This window comes from Flavobacterium ardleyense (assembly GCF_042686085.1).
In the GTDB taxonomy this organism is placed as follows: Bacteria; Bacteroidota; Bacteroidia; order Flavobacteriales; family Flavobacteriaceae; genus Flavobacterium; species Flavobacterium ardleyense.
Genome location: NZ_JBHUOL010000006.1, coordinates 149,511 through 171,123 on the forward strand (window position 1 = coordinate 149,511; position 21,613 = coordinate 171,123).

Below are 21,613 nucleotides of genomic sequence, written 5' to 3' on the forward strand. Positions count from 1 at the left end.
ATGGCTATTAATTTAGAAAAAGGACAAAGACAATCTATTGCAGCACCGCAGTTTACTGTAGGTCTTGGGTGGGATAGCAATTCTAGCAGCACAGGAGAAGATTTCGATTTAGACGCTTCCGTGTTTCTTGTCGGATCAAATGGTAAAATCAGCAGCGAAAGCCATTTTATCTATTATAATAATTTAAAATCGCCAGATGGTGCTGTAATGCATTCAGGTGATAATCTTTCAGGTGCTGGTGACGGTGACGACGAGAAAATTATAATCGATTTATCAAAAATAGCGTCAGACGTTGTTGAGATATGTTTCGTGGTTACAATACATCATGCAGACACAAGAAGACAAAATTTTGGACAAGTACGCAATTCATTTATTCGCATTGTGGACCAATCAAATGTTGAGCTGGTAAAATATGAGCTTGACGAAGATTTCTCAATAGAAACTGCCGTTGAATTTGGAAGATTATACAAAAGAAATGAGGAGTGGAAATTCGAAGCCGTTGGTATCGGAATGAAAGGCGGATTACAAGATTATTTAAATAAATACAATTAACAAAACTAAAAAAAACAATAAAACATGGCGATTAATTTAACAAAAGGACAAAAGATTGATTTAAGAAAAAGCAACGGTGATCAACTTACAAACTTCTGTGTTGGAGTGAACTGGGGCGCAATTGAAACTACTAAACCGGGCTTTTTAGGTTTTGGTACTAAAAAAGTAGTGGAAGATGTGGATTTAGACTTAAGCTGTATCATGACTGATGCTAGCGGAGCGTTAGTAGACTGGATTTATTCTCCAGATTATAATGCCTTTTTAAAACAAAATAATTTTCCTTTAGGGAAGTTAAATTCAAATGATTACGCTTTAAAACACAGTGGTGATGACCGCCAAGGAGATGTTGGAGGAGACGATGGATTAGACAACGAAATCATCAGTGTAGATTTAACAAAAGTGAATGAAAAAATTACACAAATTTTCTTCTTTATAAATATTTATTTGAATCCAGGTCAAAATATCGATTTCGCAAAAATACCATTTGCAAAAATTAGAATGTATGAAGGAACACCTACGAAAGTAAGCAGTGTACACTCAAACTTTGACATCGTTACAGATAATTCATTCGCTGGAAAAGGAGCTTTAATTTTAGCTAAATTATACAGAAAAAATGAAGAGTGGAAATTCGACGCAATCGGTGATGCAAGCAGCGATAATATGTTTTTACAAACTATTGAGCGCATAACTGCTAGCTACTCTAAATAATGAGAAGACTACCCGTCTATTTATTGTTAGACACCTCTGGCTCTATGTCGGGCGAACCAATAGAGGCGGTTAAAAATGGCGTGCAGATTATGATTAGTTCATTACGACAAAATCCGCAGGCTATTGAAACTGCTTTTTTAAGTGTAATTACTTTTGATACAACTGCTAAACAGATAATTCCATTAACTGATTTAGCCTCATTTCAAATGGTTGATATTAAAGCTACTGGCGTTACAGCTTTAGGAGAAGCCTTAAACTTAGTAGCTTTTAAAATAGATACTGAAGTTCAAAAAACGACAACAGAACAAAAAGGGGATTGGAAACCATTAGTCTTTATAATGACGGATGGAATTCCTACAGATGATTGGCAAAGTGGTTTAAATAATTTTAAAAAATCTAAAGTTGCCTTTACTGTAGCTTGTGCTGCAGGCGGTGGCGCTGATACAAAGATCTTAAAACAAATTACAGATAATGTGGTGAGTTTAGATACTGCTGATAGCGCAAGTATTGGAAAATTCTTTCAGTGGGTAACCGCTTCTATTGGAGTTAGTTCTACAAAAGTGGAAGAATCAGGTAAAGAAGTTATAGGGTTAGATGAATTACCACCGCCACCATCAGAGCTAAATATTGTTGTTTAAAACACAAAGTCATAAATAAATTTGACTTGTCTTTCTCATTAAATAGTACTTTAGGAATTGTAATTATAAAGCAGATTTTTGCATTAAAAATTACAGTTCCTTACACTAGAGATGATTTAGAAGATAAGTATATTTTATAATTAAATCATTATTCTGAAACTAATAGTATGAGAAGACTACCGGTATATTTTTTATTAGACACATCAGGCTCCATGCGTGGCGAACCCATTGAAGCATTAAATAATGCGTTAAGCGGCATGGTAAATACATTGCGTACAGATGCGCAAGCACTTGATTCACTTTGGCTAAGTATTATTACTTATGACAGAGAGGTTAAAGAAGTTACACCATTAACTGAATTAGTTAATTTTCAACTTCCAGAAATTGTATGCCCGCAAAGTGGCCCTACAAATACTGGTGCCGGACTAGAATTTGTAATTCAAAAAGTTAAAAGCGATGTTATAAAAAGCTCCCCAACTCAAAAAGGAGATTGGAAACCTTTGCTTTTTGTTTTTACAGATGGAAAACCTTCGGACATGCCATTATACCGAGAAAAAATCAAGGAAATCAAGAATTTAAACTTTGGTGCTGTCGTTGGTTGTGCAGCCGGACCAAAAGCAGATGATGTTATTTTAAAAGAATTAACGGAAAATGTAGTACATCTTGATTCAGCAGATAGTTCCACTTTAAAACAATTTTTTAAATGGGTTTCAGAAACTATCGAACAAGGTAATAAAAGTCAAGGTACAGGCGAAAGCATTAGTTTACCACCGCCACCAAGTGAAATTACAGTGGTGATATGAGTAAATTGATTCCGGTTATTATAAGCGTTCTAATTGTTGGATTATTTTTATATTCAAAATTATTCCCTTATAAAGACAAATTAGATCCGCAATACAGGAAGGTTTTTAATTTTTTCGATGCTATATTTTTGCCATTATTTTCTTTTATAAAAAGTATAGTGAAGCCTTTTCAAGTGGGAATTGGATTATTTGTCGATAGTTCTCAGATTGTATTACTCATTCTATTTTTAATGCTTTTAAATTTTTTCTAACATGAGAAGACTACCCATATATTTCTTAATAGATATTTCCGAATCAATGGTCGGAGAGCCAATTCAGATGGTTGAAGAAGGATTATCAACCATAATTCAAGCATTGAAAACAGATCCTCATGCTTTGGAAACGGTTTTTGTATCTATTATAGTTTTCGCTGGCCAGCCAAAAACATTGGTACCATTACAAGAAATTGTTAGCTTCTATCCGCCAAAATTTCCAATTGGTAGTGGCACATCATTGAGTAAAGGATTAGGACATTTAATGCACGAGCTAAGAACAAATATTGTAAAAACCACCTACGAAGTAAAAGGCGATTGGAAACCAATTGTTTTTCTTTTTACGGATGGTGTTCCTACGGATGATAGCAGATCAGCTATCGAAGAATGGAAACAAAATTGGCAAAAAACAGCAAATTTAGTGGCAGTTTCTTTTGGAAACAGTACCGACACCCAACTTTTAGGTGAATTGACGGATACGGTTCTAGAATTTAAAAACACGAATGTTCAATCGTACAAAGAATTTTTTAAATGGATCACGGATTCTATTAAAACAAGTAGCGTTAGTGTTGAGAGTAATTCAACAGGATTTGAACTTGCAAAATTAGATGGTGACACACTTTCTAAAATAGACCTTACAAAGTCAGAGCCTAATCGACTTTTTGTGGATGATAATTTTGTGGTTTTAAATGGGAAATGCCAAAACACGAAAAGACCTTACTTAATGAAATATCGCAAAGTCCTTGCTCCATCAAGCTTTGCAGGAATTGAATTAGCTACAAAAAGCTATAGATTGGTTGGAGCGTACCAAGTTGATAATTCTTATTTTGAATTAGCAGACAACACAAATTTCACTAATAAAGTAAACAGCGACGAACTAATAGGAGGGCCTACTTGTCCTTGTTGTGGTAATCAAATTGCATTTGCCGTTTGCAGTTGTGGAAAAGTACATTGTATTGGAGAAGAAGAATTAAGTACTTGTCCTTGGTGTGGTAATCAAGGAACGTATGGAAGTGGAGGAGAAGGCTTTGATGTTGAAAGAACACAAGGTTAAAATGGAAGAAGCAAAAATATACATACACGCCTTATTAACACAAAATAAATTTGAATTAAAGGACAGTAAAATCACCCTTTTTAATGAATTTATTTCAAATGAAAACAATATTAATTCAGTACGAATAATACAGGAAAACCAAAAAATGATTATGGCTAATTGGAAATTAAAAACCAGAATTGATGATGTGATTTCACAATCCATATTTTTGCCAAATGGAACCGTAAATAAACAATATCAGGCTAAAATTGATTTTGAAAAATTAGGTTGGGATGATATTGTTTCCTTTGAAATTCAGGGCCTTGAAGATACTGGCCTTCAGTTTAATAATAGTGAGGAATTAATTTCCGGAATTCCAGAGAAGAGCGGTGATTTAAAGATTAAATTATTGTTTAGAATCGATGACGAACCAGAAAATAGTATCTTGAATGAAAAATCAATAACAATCATTATTAATCCCGATCCTAAATCACTTTGGAAAGATACTGAAAGCGATAAAAACGATCCTTTTTGGAAAGAAGACAACGTTGCCGTAGCTGATCGATTTTTAGATAAAAAATTAGTTGTCGCATCAAAAAGAGGAAGAAGTCATGCTAATGTAGGTTCGTTTAGAGACGATGATTTTGCTTTCAAAAATATTAATGATACGGGTTGGAGCGTCATAGCTGTGTCAGATGGAGCAGGTTCTGCGCCTTTAGCCAGACATGGTTCTAAAATTGCCTGTGAATCAGTTGTGAAATACTTTGAGCAAATTTTCACTAAAGAATATTTGAAAGATTTTGATGAAACATTATTAAATCATTCTCAGAATCCTGATGAAGAATCTTCAAAGAAAATTAGTCTTTTTGCTTATAATAATTTATCAAAAGGAGCTCATTTTACGCACAAAGAAATTGAAAAGTTTGCGCTTGCAAATGAAAAGGAATTAAAAGATTTTCATGCCACATTAATTTTTGCACTGGTAAAAAAATATGATTTTGGTTATGCTTTTTTAACTTTTGGAGTAGGAGATTGTCCAATAGGCTTATTAAATAAGGATTTAACTGAAATAACGCTAATGAATTGGTTGGATGTTGGTGAATTTGGCGGTGGAACTCGTTTTGTGACTATGCCAGAAATATTCCAAAGTGATAAGTTTTCGACAAGATTTGGATTCAAAATGGTCGATGATTTTTCTTACTTCATGTTAATGACGGATGGTATTTATGATCCCAAATTTGTAGTGGAAGCTAATTTAGAAAAAATAGAAAGCTGGAAGGAGTTTTTAGAAGATTTAAAGGGTAAGAACGAAGACAATTGCAAAGTAGATTTCAACAAAGAAAATGATGAAATTGCTGAAGAGCTTTCAAAGTGGATGGATTTTTGGAATCCGGGCAATCATGATGACAGAACGCTTGCTATAATTTATTAGACTATGAGAACAATTACCGTAAAATCGATAAACGATTCTTCAAAATCATATCAATATGTTGATAATGGAGAACCTATGCGTGGTGGCGTTAAAGATGTTTATTTTAGCCCAGATAAAAAATATGTAGTAGCACTTTTTAGAGATAAACTAGATTACAATCAAAAAGAACGACTTCAAAAAATTACAAATCATTATTTACCTCAGATACAAAATAAGGACGCCGGAGATTATTATTTAAACGAAGTGTACAGATGGCCCACAGATGTTATTGAACACAATGGGTTAACTGGGATTATAGTTCCGATTTATAATTCGAAGTTTTTCTTTAAAAAAGGATATGAAACTAGTGATTTGATTCAAGGAAAAGAAAAAAATGGTAAATGGTTTGCTGGTGCAAAATTCAGAAATCCTCAATTTCCTTTAAAAATTGCAAAATCTGAATTAGGAGATTGGTTGAGCTATTTTCAAGTATGTGTTAATCTAACGCGTGGTGTCAAAAAGATGCACGCAATGGGATTAGCGCATTCTGATTTGTCGTATAATAACGTGCTTATCGATCCGGTAGAAAAATCAGCTTGTATGATTGATTTAGACGGATTAGTTGTGCCAGGAATGTTTCCGGCTGAAGTAATTGGTACGGCAGAATTCATTGCCCCAGAAGTATTAGCAACAAAACATTTAGATAAAAATGACCCCAACAGAAAGCTTCCTAACAGATTGACTGATTTGCATGCATTACCTATATTAATTTATATGTTTTTGCTGCACAGGCATCCATTAAAAGGCGGGAAAGTACACGATTTAGATACTGAAATGGATGATTTACTTTCAATGGGCGAAAAAGCAATGTTTATTGAACATCCAACAGACGCTACGAACAGACCTAAATTAAATCAAATTTCAAAATGGGATTTACCATGGGCAGATATAAATAAGCTTCCCTATTCTATTACTGGACCTTATCTACAAGCTTTATTCGATAGAGTTTTTATCGATGGTTTGCATGATCCTATGAAAAGACCACTTGCTGAGGAATGGGAAATAGGCTTGTTGAAAACCACTGATCTAATGCAGAAATGCCACAACAGTTATTGCGAACAAAAATGGTATGTCTTCGATAATACAAACACACCTAAGTGTCCTTTCTGCGGTACTTCGCACAGAGGAACTTTACCAGTTTTAGATTTATATTACCAGTTTCAGCCTACTGTATGGAAACCAGAAAATCACAGATTGATGGTTTACGATAATCAGTACTTGTTTCAGTGGCATGTAAATCGTAATATTGCACGAAATGAAAAATTGACAGCAGAACAGAAAGTTCCTGTTGGATATTTTACTTTTCATAATAATAAATGGGTTTTGGTCAATCAAAGATTAAATTCACTGAAGGATTTAACGAACGATGTTGAAATCCCTATAAATACTATGGTTGAGTTAACTGATGGTATGAAACTGCTTTTATCTAATGAAGATGGCGGTAGATTAGTTTTAATAACGATGGCGAATAAATAAAAATTAATAATCAATTAAAAAATGGAAAAAGGTATTTTAGAATTACACCCTGGTTTAGTCATAGGTTTCGGTATTACAGTTGTAATAATGCTACTATTAGACTTAGGTATTTTTAATAAGAAAAGTCACGTAGTTACTTCAAAAGAAGCTACTATCTGGACAATAGTTTGGATTTCTTTATCAATGGTGTTCTCAGGCGTTGTATATTATGTATTCAATGGCGATATGGGCGGACATGATTTAGCAATTGAAAAATTCACACAATTTCAAGCAGCTTACTGGATTGAAAAAGCATTGTCTATCGATAACTTATTTGTCTTTATTTTAGTATTTTCGTACTTTAAAGTACCAAGAGAATTACACCATAAAGTGTTGTTCTGGGGGATTTTAGGAGCCTTGTTATTTAGAGCGATTTTTATTTTTGCCGGAGTTGGTATCATCAACGTAACTTATTTGCCAGAATTTGAATTGCTTGGAAAAGAAGTAAAAATTAATATTGTATTATCATTATTTGGATTGTTTCTTGTTTATGCAGGAATCAAATCTTGGGGTGGTGGAGACGATGATGAAGATAAAGATTTTTCAAATTCAGCAGGAGCTAATTTAGTGAAAAAATTATACAAAGTAAGTGATGACTATGATGGAGATAAGTTTTTTACTATAAAAAATGGAGTAAAAATCGCAACTCCTTTGTTGGTTGTAGTAGCCGTGATTGAATTTACAGATGTACTTTTTGCAGTGGACAGTATTCCTGCTATATTCGCTATTTCTAAAGATCCATTCATACTTTATACCTCAAATATTTTTGCTATTCTTGGATTACGTTCTTTATACTTCTTGTTGGCGAACTTTATTCACATGTTCAGCAAATTGCCTTACGGACTGTCTATCATATTAACATTCATTGGAATTAAAATGATCATTTCACCTTGGTACCATATATCTTCTCCAATATCACTTGGAATTGTAGGAGGAGTTTTAATTATTTCAGTTATTGTATCTATTATGTTTCCTGATAAAAAAGAAGACGAAGTAGCATAATAAAACAGAATAATTCACATTTTTTTATCTCAAATTCAGTCCCTAGGGCTGAATTTGTTGTTTATAGACCTTTTATAAATTTACTATAACTTTAATTTTCGCATCGCTTTTTTTCATTGTCGTCTTGATGTAAGTAGTTTCATGCGATAAAATAAATTTATTTTCTGGTACTAAAAATTTTCATCAACTTCATTTCGACTTCTTAGCTGTTTCTAATTGCTAAATGCTTTACTTCAAATACATAAGTGTAAAAAATACAAAACTCTATAAAAATTATATAACAGAAAACCGCATCTTTTAATTTACCTTAAGCTCCATAAAAAATAATCAATTATGGAAAATCAAGATACTTCAAACAAAATGAATCCTTACTTGAAATTTGGGTTAATGATGTTGCTTTCTTTTGTAATAATGTATGCTGTTATGTTTCTGAATGTTGCGGTATTTGAGCACATTAAACTAAGCTTAACAAGAACTTATATGACATTATTAATGGTTTCACCAATGGCCATTAGTATGTTACTATTTATGTGGAAAATGTATCCTAATCAGAAAACAAATTATAGTATTATTATTGCAGCATCTTTAGTATTCGTAACTTCGCTATTGATGCTGCGAAATCAAACTTTAATTACTGATGTGCAATATATGAAAGCAATGATACCGCATCATTCTTCAGCAATTATGACGAGTAGCAATGTGGATTTTAAAGATGCGGAATTGAAAAAACTAGCAGAAGACATTATTATTGCTCAAGAAAAAGAAATCAAACAAATGAATGAAATGATCCTTCGTTTGCAAAATAAATAAACAAAATGACACATATTTATACGGTTATCGGAATGACTTGCTCTGGTTGTGAAGCCCACGTAACAAAAAGTTTGTTAAGTGTAGAAAACATAACCGACGTACTTGTTTCAAAAGAGAAAAAGGAAGCTGTGATTACTATGGATAAACATGTTGAATTAGAGACTTTCCAAACAGCTTTAGGCGGAAAAGATAGTAAGTACCAAATTTCTATACCAAATTCAGATCCAAAAAAGGAAAGTGAAAGTAGCTGTTGCGGTGGAAGTAAAGAAAATAAGCAAGCAGTTAATCACAAACATGAAGCAGGAACGTATTATTGTCCAATGCATTGCGAAGGCGATAAGGTCTATGACAAATTTGGCGATTGTCCGGTTTGTGGTATGGACTTGGTCAAACAACCGTCGTTAGTTCAAAAGGTTCAATATACTTGTCCAATGCATCCCGAAGTCATTCAAGATGAACCAGGAAGTTGTCCAATTTGTGGAATGGATTTAGTTCCGCTAGAACCTTCAGCATCGGAAGAGAATAAAAGTTATTTGGATTTATCCAAAAAAATGAAAATTGCTTTACTATTCACAATTCCTGTGTTTATTATTGCAATGTCTGAAATGATTCCAAACAATCCGATGTTCGAAATTATGGAGCTAAAATATTGGAATTGGGTGCAGTTTGTTTTGACGTTACCTGTGGTTTTTTATGCGTGTTGGATGTTTTTCGAAAGAGCGTTTAAATCCATAATTTCTTGGAATCTAAATATGTTTACACTAATCGGAATTGGAACGGGTGTTGCCTTTCTGTTCAGTATTTTCGGCATGTTATTTCCTGATATTTTTCCAGCCGATTTTAAGACGGCAAGTGGTACAGTTCATTTATATTTCGAAGCCACAGCTGTAGTGCTAACTTTAGTTTTATTAGGACAATTACTAGAAGCTAAAGCACATAGCAGAACAAGTGGTGCGATTAAAGAACTGTTGAAATTAGCTCCCACAGAAGCCACTTTGATCGTGGATGGAGAGGAAAAAGTAATTTCAATTCATGATATTAAAAAGGGAGATAGCATTCGTGTTAAACCTGGAGAAAAAATTCCTGTAGATGGAACTATCACAGAAGGCAGCAGTACCATTGATGAATCGATGATTACGGGCGAACCCATTCCGGTAGATAAAAATAAAGATGATATTGTAACTTCAGGAACTATAAATGGTACAAAATCATTTCTGATGGTCGCTGAAAAAGTAGGTTCAGATACTTTGTTATCTCAAATTGTGCAAATGGTAAGTGACGCAAGTCGTTCCCGAGCACCAATTCAAAATGTAGTAGATAAAGTAGCTAAATATTTTGTTCCAATTGTGGTTGCAGTTTCTGTTGTCACATTTATTATTTGGTGGCAATTTGGACCAGAACCTAAATTGGTTTATGGTTTTGTAAATGCAATCGCGGTGTTAATTATTGCTTGTCCTTGTGCTTTAGGCTTGGCCACTCCAATGTCAGTTATGGTTGGAGTAGGTAAAGGAGCTCAAAATGGAGTTTTGATAAAAAATGCAGAAGCCATTGAGAAAATGGATAAAATAGATGTGCTAATTACGGATAAAACAGGTACAATTACAGAAGGAAAACCTTCGGTTGAAAAAATAATTGTTAAAGAAGGAATTGAACTAGAAGTATTAGGAAAAATAGCATCAATCAATCAAAGTAGTGAACATCCTTTAGCAAATGCAGTAGTGAATTTTGCAAAAGATAAAAATGCAACACTTCAAAAAGTTGCAGATTTCGAATCGGTCACAGGTAAAGGCGTTGTCGGATTTATAAATAGTGAAAAAATTAGTCTTGGAAATCAAAAACTAATGGAACAAGAACAAGTTACCGACTTTTCAGAAGTTATCAAAGAAGTAACTGCCGAACAAAAACTTGGTAAAACAGTTTCATACATTGCTATTAATAAAAAAGTAGTGGGATATATTACAATCACGGATGCAATTAAAGCTTCGAGTTTTGAAGCAATTGAAGAATTAAAACGACAAGGTGTTGAAGTAATTATGTTGACAGGAGATAATGAAAATACTGCTAAAGCTGTGGCTTCCGAATTAAATCTGTCCGACTTCAAAGCGAGTTGCTTGCCGCAAGATAAATTAGAATATATCAAACAGTTACAAGCAAAAGGTAAAATTGTTGCAATGGCGGGCGATGGTATAAATGATGCACCAGCCTTAGCTCAAGCCGATATCGGAATTGCTATGGGAACCGGGACTGATGTAGCTATCGAAAGTGCTAAAATAACATTAGTAAAAGGTGACTTACTTGGAATCGTAAAAGCAAAAAACTTGAGTCACGCTGTAATGAAAAATATAAAACAAAACCTTTTCTTCGCTTTCATTTACAATACAATTGGTATTCCAATTGCAGCAGGTGTTTTATTTCCGTTTTTAGGAATTTTATTATCACCCATGATTGCAGCTTTAGCGATGAGTTTTAGTTCCGTATCCGTTATTGCAAATGCGTTGCGATTAAGATCTTTAAAAATTTAAATACAATTTATTTCGATTGCATAGTTTTTAAATTACTTAAAGTATGGAATTCGAAAAATGATTAATAATTTAGAATTAGCTGTCGTGCAAAGGTTTTAGAAGCTAATAAACGATTAATGTGAAATTATGTAAAGTTGAAATTATAAGCTAAATTTGAATACTATAAAATAAATCGGACTCTTTGCGAGAGCTTCTTGAGTCGAGAAAAAATACAGCATCAAATTACAATGAAAAAAGCGACTTTCACACTTATTTTAATTTTACTTTCAAATTTTTTAACAGCTCAAAACGATAATTCTATTAGCCAGTTTGATGAGATACTAAATCAATTTTTCAATGTGCGAGATTTCTGTATTTCTTCTGACGGGAAAGAAGCATTTTTCACGATACAAAGTCCAAATTCAGAAATTTCTCAGATTGCCGTCATGAAGAAGAAAAATAAAGGATGGCTAGAACCAGAATTATTGCCTTTTTGTGATTCGTATATGTATTTAGAACCTTTTTTAGCATCGAATGGAGATCGATTGTTTTTTGTATCGAATAGACCCTTAGATAATTCCGGAACATCTAAAAAAGATTTCGATATTTGGTATGTTGACCGAACTTCAAAAGACAACAAATGGTCTGAACCGAAGAATATTGGTAAACCTGTTAATTCAGAATTAGACGAGTTTTATCCTTCAGTTAGTGACAATAATAATCTTTATTTTACAATGGAATCTCCTAATGGATTTGGGAAAGACGATATTTACTTTTCTAAGTGGGAAGACGGAAGCTATTTACCACCTGTGATTTTGAATGAAAACATCAACAGTAGTGGTTATGAATTTAATGCTTTTATCAGTAAGAAAGAAGATTTTATCCTTTTTACAAAATATAATGAAGAAGGCGGACAAGGTAGTGGTGATTTATATATTTCAAAAAAAGACGCAGAAGGAAATTGGCAGAAAGCTACAAATTTAGGCGTTCCCATTAATACCAAATTCATGGAATATTGTCCTTTTTATGACGAGCAAAACGAAATCCTATATTTTACAAGTAAACGACAAAATATCAGTGCGAGGGATTTTAAAAATGTAGCAGATTTAAAAAAGCACATAATGGGAAATGGCAACGGTTTAAGTAAAATTTATAAGACTAAAATAAAATTATAGCGGATCGATTCACTTTAAAATTTCCTATGGCATCTAGTTTATCTGCTCAAAAAATGACTTTAAGTTTCGTTTAAGTCATATTTTTTATTATTTTTGAAACACAATACCATTTTTATATCTAAAAGCGTATTGTGCTTTCTGCTTTATTTTCGAATGTAATCTTAAATTTAATAATGATTAACATATTACTTGCTGATGACGATATAGATGACTGCTTGTTTTTTCAAGATGCTTTAGAAGACTTATTAATCCAGAACAATCTGGTTACTGTAAGTGATGGAGTACAATTAATGAGTTATCTAGAAGATCATATAACAAATCCTCCCGACGTATTATTTCTAGATTTAAATATGCCTTGTAAATCAGGCCATGAATGTTTGCTGGAAATAAAATGCAATGATTCCCTAAAAGAAATTCCGATTGTCATTTTTTCAACTTCTCAGAATGCCGATGTAGTTAGTACTTTGTATGAAAATGGCGCACATTATTACATTCGAAAACCTGGAGATTTTAATATTTTAAAAAAAGTTATTGGTGAAGCTCTTTTTCTTTTAGAGCACAACAATATGAAACAACCTGACTTCCTTGATTTTATCATACTATCCTAATAAAAATATATTGTGAGCACAATAAATAATAAGCAGTATTTCCTCGATGGTGGAGGCGAAATGGGAGCCTTAATTCGATCTAAAGATTGGTCTCAAACTCCTTTAGGTCATCCTGATTCGTGGCCATCAAGTTTGAAAACAATGATTTCTGTGGTGCTTAATAATCCTTTCGGAATGTATATTGTATGGGGAAAAGAATATACTCAGATTTATAACGATGGCTATCGACCATTTCTTGGAAAACTAAATCATGAAGACGGCATAGGAGCAACTATGCAAGAAAATTTTCCAGATATTTGGAACGTTTTTCATCCCATGATTGATAAAGCCATGAAAGGCGAACCTGTATTTTTGCAAGATTTGATGTTGCCTTTAGAAAAAAAGGACCACACTGAAAATTGTTATTTCGATTTATCATACAGTCCAATTCGATTAGAAAATGGTGAAATAGGGGGCGTTCTTGCCACAGTAATAGAAACTTCCACAAAAAAAATCATTCAAAATGATTTGAAAGAAAGCGAAGAGCGCTTTAAAGCTATGGCGGATAATATTCCAAACTTAGCTTGGATGGCTCATGCCGATGGTTGTGTGTATTATTACAATAAAAAATGGTATGAATACACCGGAACTGATTTCGAAACGATGCAAGGATGGGGTTGGAAATCGGCATATAAAGAAGAAGAAGTAGAAGAGCTTTTGAAAGAGTGGAACTTTTGTTTAGCGAACGATAAGCCGTTTGAAATGATTCATCCGATTAGAAGCGCAACTGGAGCATACAACCATTTTCTAACGCGAGCACTTCCATTAAAAAATGAACAAGGAGAAATTGTCAGTTGGTTTGGAACAAACACCGATATTACAGGTCAGATTATAGCTGAAGAAGCACTTTTAGACAGTAAAAACGAATTAGAATTTGTTATCGAAGCCGCAAAGTTAGGTACATTCGATTTCAACCCACAAACAAATAAATTTGTTGCAAATGCACGTTTAAAAAGCTGGTTTGGACTTTCAGATGATCAAGAAATTGATTTATACGATGCAACAAGAATAATTGGTGAGAAAGATAAAAAGAGGGTTTATGATGCTTTAAATTACGCATTAGAATATGTTTCTGGTGGTAATTATGACATCGCTTACAATATAGTAAATCCGGTTTCAAATCAGGAGATAACATTACATGCGAAGGGTAAAGTTTATTTTAATGACGAAAAAAAACCAGTTAGATTAAACGGAACACTTGAAGATATCACTTTACAAAGCATTGCACTTAAGAAGCTTGAGCAAAGTGAAAGAAATTTAAAGTTGATGATATTGCAAGCACCACTTGCTATATCAATTATGCGCGGTCCAGAGTATGTAGTGGAAATTGCCAATAAAAATGCTTTAGAATTTTGGAACAGAACCGAAGAGGATGTGCTGAATAAGTCGATTTTTGAGGCTATGCCAGAATTGAAACTTCAAGGTATTAAAGAACTTTTAGACGATGTGAGCTCAACTGGAAATCGCTATGCATCCACCGAACTTGCAGTAGAAATGGTTCGTTTAGGTAAATTACAAACTGTTTATGTGAATTTTTCATACGAACCTCTTTTTGATGAAAAGGGAAACAGTAATGGAATTATGACCATAGGTTTTGATGTAACTGCGCAAGTTTTAGCACGTCAAGAAATTGAAAAGAGTGAGCAAAGTATTCGAAGTTTAGTTGAAAGTGCGCCTTTCCCTATTGGTGTTTACACGGGTAAAGAAATGAAAATTGAACTTGCAAATCAATCCATTATAAAAGCTTGGGGAAAAGAAAGCAATGTTATCGGAAAATTATACAGCGAAGTTTTACCAGAACTCGAAAATCAGAATATTTACAATCAAATTAGAGATGTTTATGAAACTGGAGTAGCTTATCATGCAGAAAATCAAGGTGTTGATATTGTGCAAGATGGCTTGTTAAAAACGTTTTATTTTAACTATAGTTTTACGCCGTTGAGAGATTCAAATGGTGAAATATACGGCGTTATGAATACCGCAGCAGAAGTAACAGCACTGCATGAAGCGAAGTTAAAGATTGAAGAAAGTGAAAAAAGATTCCGTGATGCCGTGCAACAGGCGCCAACGGCCATGGTTATTTTTAGAGGAAAAGACAACATTGTAGAGATGGTAAACAAACCGTATCTTGAGTTAGTTGATTTAACCGAAGAACAATTTTTAGGAAAACCTCTTTTTGAATCCTTGCCTGATGTGGAAGGACCTATACGTCCTATTATCGATGAAATTTATAAAACAGAAGAAGCATTTTATGGATACGAATTTCCAGTAATACTGATGCGTTACGGAAAAAAAGAAACCACTTATTTTAATTTTGTTTATCATCCGTTAAAAGAAGGAAATGAAGTTACTGGAATAATGGTTGTTGCTACAGAAGTTACCGCTAATGTCTTTGTGAAAAAAGCATTAGAAGAGAACGAACAACGCTTAAATATTATTATAAATGCCAGTGAATTGGGTGTTTGGGAATTAGACTTGCAAACCTATGAAACGACAATTTCAGACAGAGCACTAACTATTTTAGGCTTGCACAATGAAAAGTTTGAAGATCATAAGCAACTCATGAGTAAGATGCATCCGGAGGATTTAGATATTCGTAAAACTGCTTTTGAAAAAGCGCTTCAAAATGGTGTATTGCATTATGAAATTAGAATTATTGTTGATAATGTAATTCATTGGGTCGAAGCAAAAGGGAAAGTATTTTTTGATGAAGCTCATAAACCATTGAGAATGCTTGGTACCTTGAGAGATGTTAGTGAAGAGAAAAATATTCAAACACAACTTCTTGAGCGCGAGCAGAAGTTTAGATTATTAGCAGATTCAATGCCTCAGTTTGTTTGGACTGCTAATCCAGAAGGAAAATTAAATTATTTCAATCAGTCGGTTTTTGATTTTTCAGGTGTTTCTAAAGAAGAGATAAGTGATAAAGGTTGGCTAGAAATTGTACATTTTGATGAACGGGTTGCAAATACCCGAAAATGGATGGAATCTATTGCTACGGAAAAAGATTTTCTAATAGAACATCGTTTCCGCAAATTCGATGGAACTTACCGTTGGCAATTAAGTCGGGCTATTCCTCAAAGGGATCAGAACGGTAAAATTACAATGTGGGTAGGAACAAGTACGGATATTCAGGATCAAAAGATGTTTACTAATGAATTAGAAACTCAAGTGTCGCAACGAACAAAAGAGCTAAATCAGAAGAACGATGATCTTGAAAAAATGAATAGAGAGTTGCAATCCTTTGCTTATATTTCGAGTCATGACTTGCAAGAGCCTTTGCGTAAAATTCAGACGTTTGCGACACAAATAAATGATAGGGAATCTGAAAATCTATCGGATAGTGGAAAAGATAAGTTTAGAAGAATGCAAAATGCGGCAAATCGCATGCAGACGCTTATTCAAGATTTACTAGCTTATTCTAGAACAAGTATACAAGAGCGTATCTTCGAAAAAGCAACTCTTTCAGCAATTATTGATGACGTTAAAGAGGACTTAGAACAAGATTCGCTGGAAAGAAATGCTACTATTACGATCATAAACGATGCAGAACTTGATGTAATTCCTTTTCAGTTCAGACAATTACTTTTTAATTTAATTAGTAATTCATTGAAATTCAAGAAACAAGATGTTGCTTCTTTAATTACTATCGAATCCGTTATTGGCAAAGGAAGTGAGATTGGAAATGACAGATTATACCCAGATAAATTGTACATTCATCTTAAATATCAAGATAATGGAATTGGTTTTGAAGAACAATACAGCAATAAAATCTTTGAAGTTTTTCAACGCCTGCATGGAAAAGAAAAATATGATGGTACGGGAATAGGATTAGCTATAGTGAAGCGAATTGTAGACAATCACAATGGTTTTATCACGGCAAGCGGCGTACTTAATGAAGGTGCAACTTTTGATATTTATATTCCTATCTCCAATAATTAGTTAAGATTCAAGATCTTAATTGTCCTTTCAGTTTACTATAAAAAAAATATACTCGTCTAAAAAGGACGAGTATATTTTTTTACAAGAAGAATTGACTATCTGTAAATGTCTCTTGCACGGTTTGATTTCCAATTATCTTCAAGATAATCAGCATCAATATCATTTTTTGGATTAACACCTAGCACTACGTGTCCTTCTTTAATTCCAGATTCGTAAATTTTTGCTCTATCTTCAGGAATACCCGAACCTACTAAAGCGCCTACGATTCCACCTGTGATTCCTCCAGCTCCTGCACCAGCAAGACCAGCCGCTAATGGACCAGCAATTATTAATCCAAGTCCTGGAATAGCTACACTAGTTCCAATCGCAGCAATAACTCCTACAATTGCACCAATTGTTCCGCCAATAGCAGAACCAGTACCTGCTCCTTCAGCTGCTTTTGTACCTAATTCTGAAGTGTCATGTACGTCTGTATAGTATTTTTTACGAGTTTCATCAGACATTAATAAGTTAATATCATCTTTTGCGTATCCTCTTTCATGTAAAGTGTTGTATGCATTTTCTGTACTTTCACGATCCGAGAACATTCCGGTAAGCATCGGAGTTCTTCCACTGCTTTGATTGTTTAGATTATTTTCCATGATAAATAGTTTTATAATGTGAAGTAATTTTCACTAAAACAAATTTCGTAAATCCTCAAAAACAAAGTGTTACAAAATTTCGCCTAAGATTTACAGAATATTAATTACGGAACATATTAGGTTTATAATCAGGAAATAGATTTAATTAGAGATAAAAGTAACGGCGGATAAAGTAAAAACTGTAAGTATCTTTGAAAAACTAAACAGCTTGTTTTTTCTGATTAGCAGTTTCAATATCGTCGGCATCAGGTTCAAATCCTTCTTGCTGTAATTTTGCTTTTTCTTCATATTGCAGACTTATAAACATCGGAAAATGATCAGAACTAAAATTGTTTAGCCGTTTAATCTTCTTTAATTTTAAATCTACGGATATGAAAGCATGGTCTAATGGAAATCTTAAAAATGGATAATGCGCGTGAAAAGTATTAAAAAAACCTCTTCCTCTTCTTGGGTCTAATAATCCACTCATTTTTAGAAATAATTTTGTCGTGAAACTCCAAGCAACATCATTTAGATCACCAATAACAACGACCGGAAGTTCCGATTCCTTTGCAAGATCTGCAATTAGTAACAATTCTTTATCGCGCTCCATTGACGTTGGGTTTTCAGTTGGTACAGGAGGAGTAGGATGAACCGCATAAAGCTGAATTCTCTTTTTATTAGGAATCACAATTTTAGTATGTATCGAAGGTATTGTGTCTTCTACCAAATATTTAATTGTACTATCTTCTAACGCTAATTTTGAGTATAGCAACATTCCATAAGTGTTTTCTAAAGGTACTTTTATACTATATGGAAAATCATCTTTCAAAATTGCAGTCTCTTTTTCCCATTTCGAATCAGTTTCTAGAAGAAGAACAAGATCCGGATTAGTTTTAGAAATCTCTTTCAGACATCCTTTATAATTGGTATTATCTTGATAAACGTTTGCAATCATTAGACTAAAGCCATTTTCAATTATTTCATTGGTAATTGTAAGAACTTGTTTCTTACTCAGCCTAGTAAAAGGCAGAACAAGCGAAAGCAGATAAATAGCATTAAGCCCCATTACCACTAAGAAAATTGTGCTTAATGTAGTTTCAACGTCGCGAAATACAATCCAAAGTACTATAACAAATACATTAGCTACTAATTTTTGTAATCTTGGATATTCAAAAATTCGGAACACCCAATATTCCTTTTTTATAAGAGGAATTAGCGTACCTACTAATAGAAATATGGAAAAACACAGTAAAAATATTTTCATTCAATTCGTTTAAATTTGTCGAAGCGTGTCTTTGTTAGATTATTATAGAGCCAAGCAAAGTAATACTAAGATAGTAATTAAAATGTATTTAATAATTCAATTGGCTCTTTTTTAATCAAGTGTTAGGTGTAGTTTAGATTTTTTTACTACGCAAAAATTTGATTTACTGTAGTTTACTTCTTTTTTAAAATTATTTAAAATTTAGAATCATAAATAGAAATGAAACAGAAAAGTAAAATAAAATAAATTGAAAGTTCTAGTGGAATTGCATTTTAGATTTTTGTTTAAGCTAAACCTACAAAAAAGGTGACAATAATTTCACTATTTTTTCCCATTGATGAATGTGTTTTGGTCTGTTTAACCAAGAATGTGCATCAATTTGTGCGGATTCTTTTAAATCATTTTCAAAAGCTTCTTTAAGTTGGTTCGCGATGTTCTTACTGTAAACCATTGCATTCACTTCAAAATTCAAATCAAAACTGCGATAATCCATATTGGCCGATCCAATGATAGCCAAATCATCATCAATTACTATAGTTTTTGCATGCACAAAACCTTTGCTGTATTTGTAAATTTTCGCTCCATACTGAAGTAATTCAGTGTAATAAGCGTTTGCGGCGGCATTGACCATTTTAGAATCAGAAATTCCTGGAACTAGTACTTTTACGTCCAATCCACTTTGAATGGCGATAATTAAAGCGTCCATCAAACTTTCACCGGGAATAAAATATGGGCTTGTAATGTAAATACTTTTTTTAGCAGCACTAATTGCTTCTAAAAGGGAATAAAAAATAACAGGTTGCGAACTATCAGGACCCGAAGCCGCGATTTGAACCACATCGTTTTCAATGGTATTATTTTGCGGAATTTCAGGAAAATAAAGTTCGTTGTAAACTAATTTGTTTGGACTGCAAAAATTCCAATCGCACATAAAAAGATACTGTAAATAGGAGGTGCCTTGTCCTTTTATCATCAAATGCGTATCGCGCCAAAATAATTTATTTTTCGGATTTAAATCATTTCTATATTTATCACTCATATTAATACCGCCAACAAAACTTGTTAAACCATCAATAATCACAATTTTTCGATGGTTTCTATAATTGATTCTATTGGCCAAAGCGTACCATTTTATCTTGTAAAAAGGAGCTGTTTTTACACCAGCTTCGTTCAGTTTTTGAATAAAAGGCTTTCCCAAACCTTGACTTCCAAAATCATCATAAAGAAAACGAACTTCTAAACCTTCTTTTGCCTTTTTTAGTAAGATTTCGGCAATTTGATTTCCAGTAACATCATTTTCATAAATATAATATTCAAGATGAATGTGTGATTTTGCGTTTTCCAAAGCTTTCAGTAATTCCGGAAATTTCTCTTCACCATTAATAAGCAATTTAACTTTGTTATTAGCGGTCAGCGGACTACTTCCGGCACGACGAATATATTCGGTCAATGTTATATTTTTATCGGGAATCAAGCCAGAATTACTAATTTCGTTCGAATGAGCATTCATTTTGTTGTGAATAAGCATTCGAAAAGGTTCATCTTCAACAATTTTCTTGGTGTATAATTTTCGTTTTCGGTAATTAATTCCAAAAGAAAAATAGAAAATCATTCCAACCAGCGGAACGAATATTATAAAGAGAATATAAGCCAATGCTTTTGTACTGCTTCGGGTATCGTAAAGCACTCTTAAAATCACAAAAAAGATTAAAAGTAAATAGGCCAATTGTATGATTAATATCCAATTCAAAATACTATTTTTAAGCAGGAATACTTGTAGGAGCTGTCTTTTTTTCTCGAATTAAATAAATTCCAATTAAGATTAAAACACCACCCAAAATGTACCAAAAATTAAATTCTTCACCATCTACAATTCCCCAAATTATAGCTACAACAGGTAAAAGATAACTTGAAATACTCGCAAAAACCGCAGAAGTATTTTGAATCAATTTGAAATACAAAAGCATCGCAATCGCTGTTCCGAAAATCGTTAGAAAAGCCATATAAAAAATGGGTTCTACATAACTCTCTTTCATTTCGAAGTTTTGAATTATTCCTGTAAAATATAGAATTACCCCAGAAGGAATAGCCCAAAAACTATAAACCGCCGCTGTTAATTTTATCGCATCTAATTCTGGTAATTTTTCTTTAACAATAAGGGAATTCACTGCATAAGAAGCGCCTCCCAAAATAATAAGCATTGCATATCCAAACTGCGAATTTTCGGAATTGCCTTCAGAAAAAAAGATTAGACTTGCAGCTCCGATAAATCCGATTATAGCACCAATTACTTGTGTTAACTTACTTTTAATTCCAAAAAAGAGAAATCCAAAAGCTAAAATAAATATGGGAACTAATGAATCTAAAATTCCAGCTAAAGAACTACTAACTTGGGTTTGAGCTATTGGAAATAAAAACATCGGTATAAAATTTCCGAAAAATCCAGCGATAATTACCCATAATAAAGTACCTCTTCTCATTCGTAAAAGTGCAGGAATTCCGATTGCAGCTAAAATTATTCCCGATCCAACTACTCGGATGGCACCAATTTCATAAGGTGTAAAAACCAATAGTGATTTTTTAATCAAGATGAATGAACTTCCCCAGGTTAAGGAAATGAAAAGTAATAGAAACCAGCGGTTGTTGTAGATTTTCTGCATAAGTAAATTTGTATAACA

The 21,613-nt window shown here is 33.2% G+C and carries 17 protein-coding genes; 13 read left to right on the forward strand and 4 right to left on the reverse strand.

The window, feature by feature from the left end:
* From ACFSX9_RS02395 to ACFSX9_RS02455, 13 genes are all read left to right on the forward strand, one after another.
* Positions 1–552: a TerD family protein gene (locus ACFSX9_RS02395; RefSeq protein WP_379803919.1), complete on the forward strand. Its 552-nt coding sequence runs from the start codon at positions 1–3 to the stop codon at positions 550–552.
* A 24-nt stretch (positions 553–576) separates the two neighbouring features.
* A complete protein-coding gene (locus ACFSX9_RS02400; protein ID WP_379803922.1) occupies positions 577–1,260 on the forward strand; it encodes a TerD family protein in 684 nt (227 codons plus the stop codon).
* The gene (locus ACFSX9_RS02405; protein WP_379803924.1) at positions 1,260–1,898 is read left to right on the forward strand and encodes a vWA domain-containing protein; all 639 of its coding nucleotides are present in this window, start codon (positions 1,260–1,262) and stop codon (positions 1,896–1,898) included. Before ACFSX9_RS02400 ends, ACFSX9_RS02405 begins: the two co-directional genes overlap by 1 nt.
* 167 nt (positions 1,899–2,065) lie before the next feature.
* Positions 2,066–2,701, forward strand: a complete 636-nt coding sequence (locus ACFSX9_RS02410; protein WP_379803926.1) for a vWA domain-containing protein — start codon at positions 2,066–2,068, stop codon at positions 2,699–2,701.
* 252 nt (positions 2,702–2,953) lie between these two features.
* The gene (locus ACFSX9_RS02415; protein ID WP_379803929.1) at positions 2,954–4,006 is read left to right on the forward strand and encodes a TerY-C metal binding domain-containing protein; all 1,053 of its coding nucleotides are present in this window, start codon (positions 2,954–2,956) and stop codon (positions 4,004–4,006) included.
* Position 4,007: 1 nt separating this feature from the next.
* Positions 4,008–5,417, forward strand: coding sequence for a PP2C family serine/threonine-protein phosphatase (locus tag ACFSX9_RS02420; RefSeq protein ID WP_379803932.1), 1,410 nt, complete (start codon positions 4,008–4,010; stop codon positions 5,415–5,417).
* Positions 5,418–5,420: 3 nt separating this feature from the next.
* Entirely contained in the window at positions 5,421–6,932 is a 1,512-nt protein-coding gene (locus tag ACFSX9_RS02425) for a helix-hairpin-helix domain-containing protein (RefSeq protein WP_379803935.1), read from the forward strand.
* A gap of 21 nt (positions 6,933–6,953) precedes the next feature.
* The gene (locus tag ACFSX9_RS02430) at positions 6,954–7,973 is read left to right on the forward strand and encodes a TerC/Alx family metal homeostasis membrane protein (protein ID WP_379803938.1); all 1,020 of its coding nucleotides are present in this window, start codon (positions 6,954–6,956) and stop codon (positions 7,971–7,973) included.
* 333 nt (positions 7,974–8,306) lie between these two features.
* Positions 8,307–8,783: a DUF305 domain-containing protein gene (locus tag ACFSX9_RS02435; RefSeq protein WP_379803941.1), complete on the forward strand. Its 477-nt coding sequence runs from the start codon at positions 8,307–8,309 to the stop codon at positions 8,781–8,783.
* Positions 8,784–8,788: 5 nt separating this feature from the next.
* Entirely contained in the window at positions 8,789–11,305 is a 2,517-nt protein-coding gene (locus tag ACFSX9_RS02440) for a heavy metal translocating P-type ATPase (protein ID WP_379803944.1), read from the forward strand.
* Positions 11,306–11,532: 227 nt separating this feature from the next.
* Entirely contained in the window at positions 11,533–12,459 is a 927-nt protein-coding gene (locus tag ACFSX9_RS02445; protein ID WP_379803947.1) for a TolB-like translocation protein, read from the forward strand.
* 173 nt (positions 12,460–12,632) lie between these two features.
* Positions 12,633–13,067, forward strand: a complete 435-nt coding sequence (locus ACFSX9_RS02450) for a response regulator (RefSeq protein WP_379803950.1) — start codon at positions 12,633–12,635, stop codon at positions 13,065–13,067.
* Between the two features lie 12 nt (positions 13,068–13,079).
* Positions 13,080–17,048: a PAS domain-containing protein gene (locus ACFSX9_RS02455; protein WP_379803954.1), complete on the forward strand. Its 3,969-nt coding sequence runs from the start codon at positions 13,080–13,082 to the stop codon at positions 17,046–17,048.
* Positions 17,049–17,143: 95 nt separating this feature from the next.
* Here the strand turns inward: ACFSX9_RS02455 and ACFSX9_RS02460 are convergent, their stop codons facing one another.
* The 4 genes from ACFSX9_RS02460 to ACFSX9_RS02475 all read right to left on the reverse strand — a co-directional run bounded on the left by ACFSX9_RS02460 (position 17,144) and on the right by ACFSX9_RS02475 (position 21,595).
* Entirely contained in the window at positions 17,144–17,689 is a 546-nt protein-coding gene (locus ACFSX9_RS02460) for a hypothetical protein (RefSeq protein WP_379803957.1), read from the reverse strand.
* A gap of 199 nt (positions 17,690–17,888) precedes the next feature.
* A complete protein-coding gene (locus tag ACFSX9_RS02465; RefSeq protein ID WP_379803959.1) occupies positions 17,889–18,935 on the reverse strand; it encodes an endonuclease/exonuclease/phosphatase family protein in 1,047 nt (348 codons plus the stop codon).
* A 295-nt stretch (positions 18,936–19,230) separates the two neighbouring features.
* Positions 19,231–20,685 (reverse strand): cardiolipin synthase, encoded by a 1,455-nt coding sequence (gene cls, locus ACFSX9_RS02470; RefSeq protein WP_379803961.1) that lies wholly within the window; start codon positions 20,683–20,685, stop codon positions 19,231–19,233.
* Positions 20,686–20,695: 10 nt separating this feature from the next.
* Positions 20,696–21,595 (reverse strand): DMT family transporter, encoded by a 900-nt coding sequence (locus ACFSX9_RS02475; RefSeq protein ID WP_379803964.1) that lies wholly within the window; start codon positions 21,593–21,595, stop codon positions 20,696–20,698.
* Positions 21,596–21,613 lie beyond the last annotated feature (18 nt).

Bases quoted from the DNA above. Each gene is read 5' to 3' on its own strand.
- ACFSX9_RS02410 (WP_379803926.1), top strand. From the start codon at position 2,066: ATGAGAAGACTACCGGTATATTTTTTATTAGACACATCAGGCTCCATG.
- ACFSX9_RS02415 (WP_379803929.1), top strand. From the start codon at position 2,954: ATGAGAAGACTACCCATATATTTCTTAATAGATATTTCCGAATCAATG.
- ACFSX9_RS02445 (WP_379803947.1), top strand. From the start codon at position 11,533: ATGAAAAAAGCGACTTTCACACTTATTTTAATTTTACTTTCAAATTTT.
- ACFSX9_RS02400 (WP_379803922.1), top strand. From the start codon at position 577: ATGGCGATTAATTTAACAAAAGGACAAAAGATTGATTTAAGAAAAAGC.
- ACFSX9_RS02420 (WP_379803932.1), top strand. From the start codon at position 4,008: ATGGAAGAAGCAAAAATATACATACACGCCTTATTAACACAAAATAAA.
- ACFSX9_RS02435 (WP_379803941.1), top strand. From the start codon at position 8,307: ATGGAAAATCAAGATACTTCAAACAAAATGAATCCTTACTTGAAATTT.
- ACFSX9_RS02450 (WP_379803950.1), top strand. From the start codon at position 12,633: ATGATTAACATATTACTTGCTGATGACGATATAGATGACTGCTTGTTT.
- ACFSX9_RS02430 (WP_379803938.1), top strand. From the start codon at position 6,954: ATGGAAAAAGGTATTTTAGAATTACACCCTGGTTTAGTCATAGGTTTC.
- ACFSX9_RS02465 (WP_379803959.1), bottom strand. From the start codon at position 18,935: ATGAAAATATTTTTACTGTGTTTTTCCATATTTCTATTAGTAGGTACG.
- ACFSX9_RS02405 (WP_379803924.1), top strand. From the start codon at position 1,260: ATGAGAAGACTACCCGTCTATTTATTGTTAGACACCTCTGGCTCTATG.
- ACFSX9_RS02440 (WP_379803944.1), top strand. From the start codon at position 8,789: ATGACACATATTTATACGGTTATCGGAATGACTTGCTCTGGTTGTGAA.
- ACFSX9_RS02475 (WP_379803964.1), bottom strand. From the start codon at position 21,595: ATGCAGAAAATCTACAACAACCGCTGGTTTCTATTACTTTTCATTTCC.
- ACFSX9_RS02460 (WP_379803957.1), bottom strand. From the start codon at position 17,689: ATGGAAAATAATCTAAACAATCAAAGCAGTGGAAGAACTCCGATGCTT.
- ACFSX9_RS02395 (WP_379803919.1), top strand. From the start codon at position 1: ATGGCTATTAATTTAGAAAAAGGACAAAGACAATCTATTGCAGCACCG.
- ACFSX9_RS02425 (WP_379803935.1), top strand. From the start codon at position 5,421: ATGAGAACAATTACCGTAAAATCGATAAACGATTCTTCAAAATCATAT.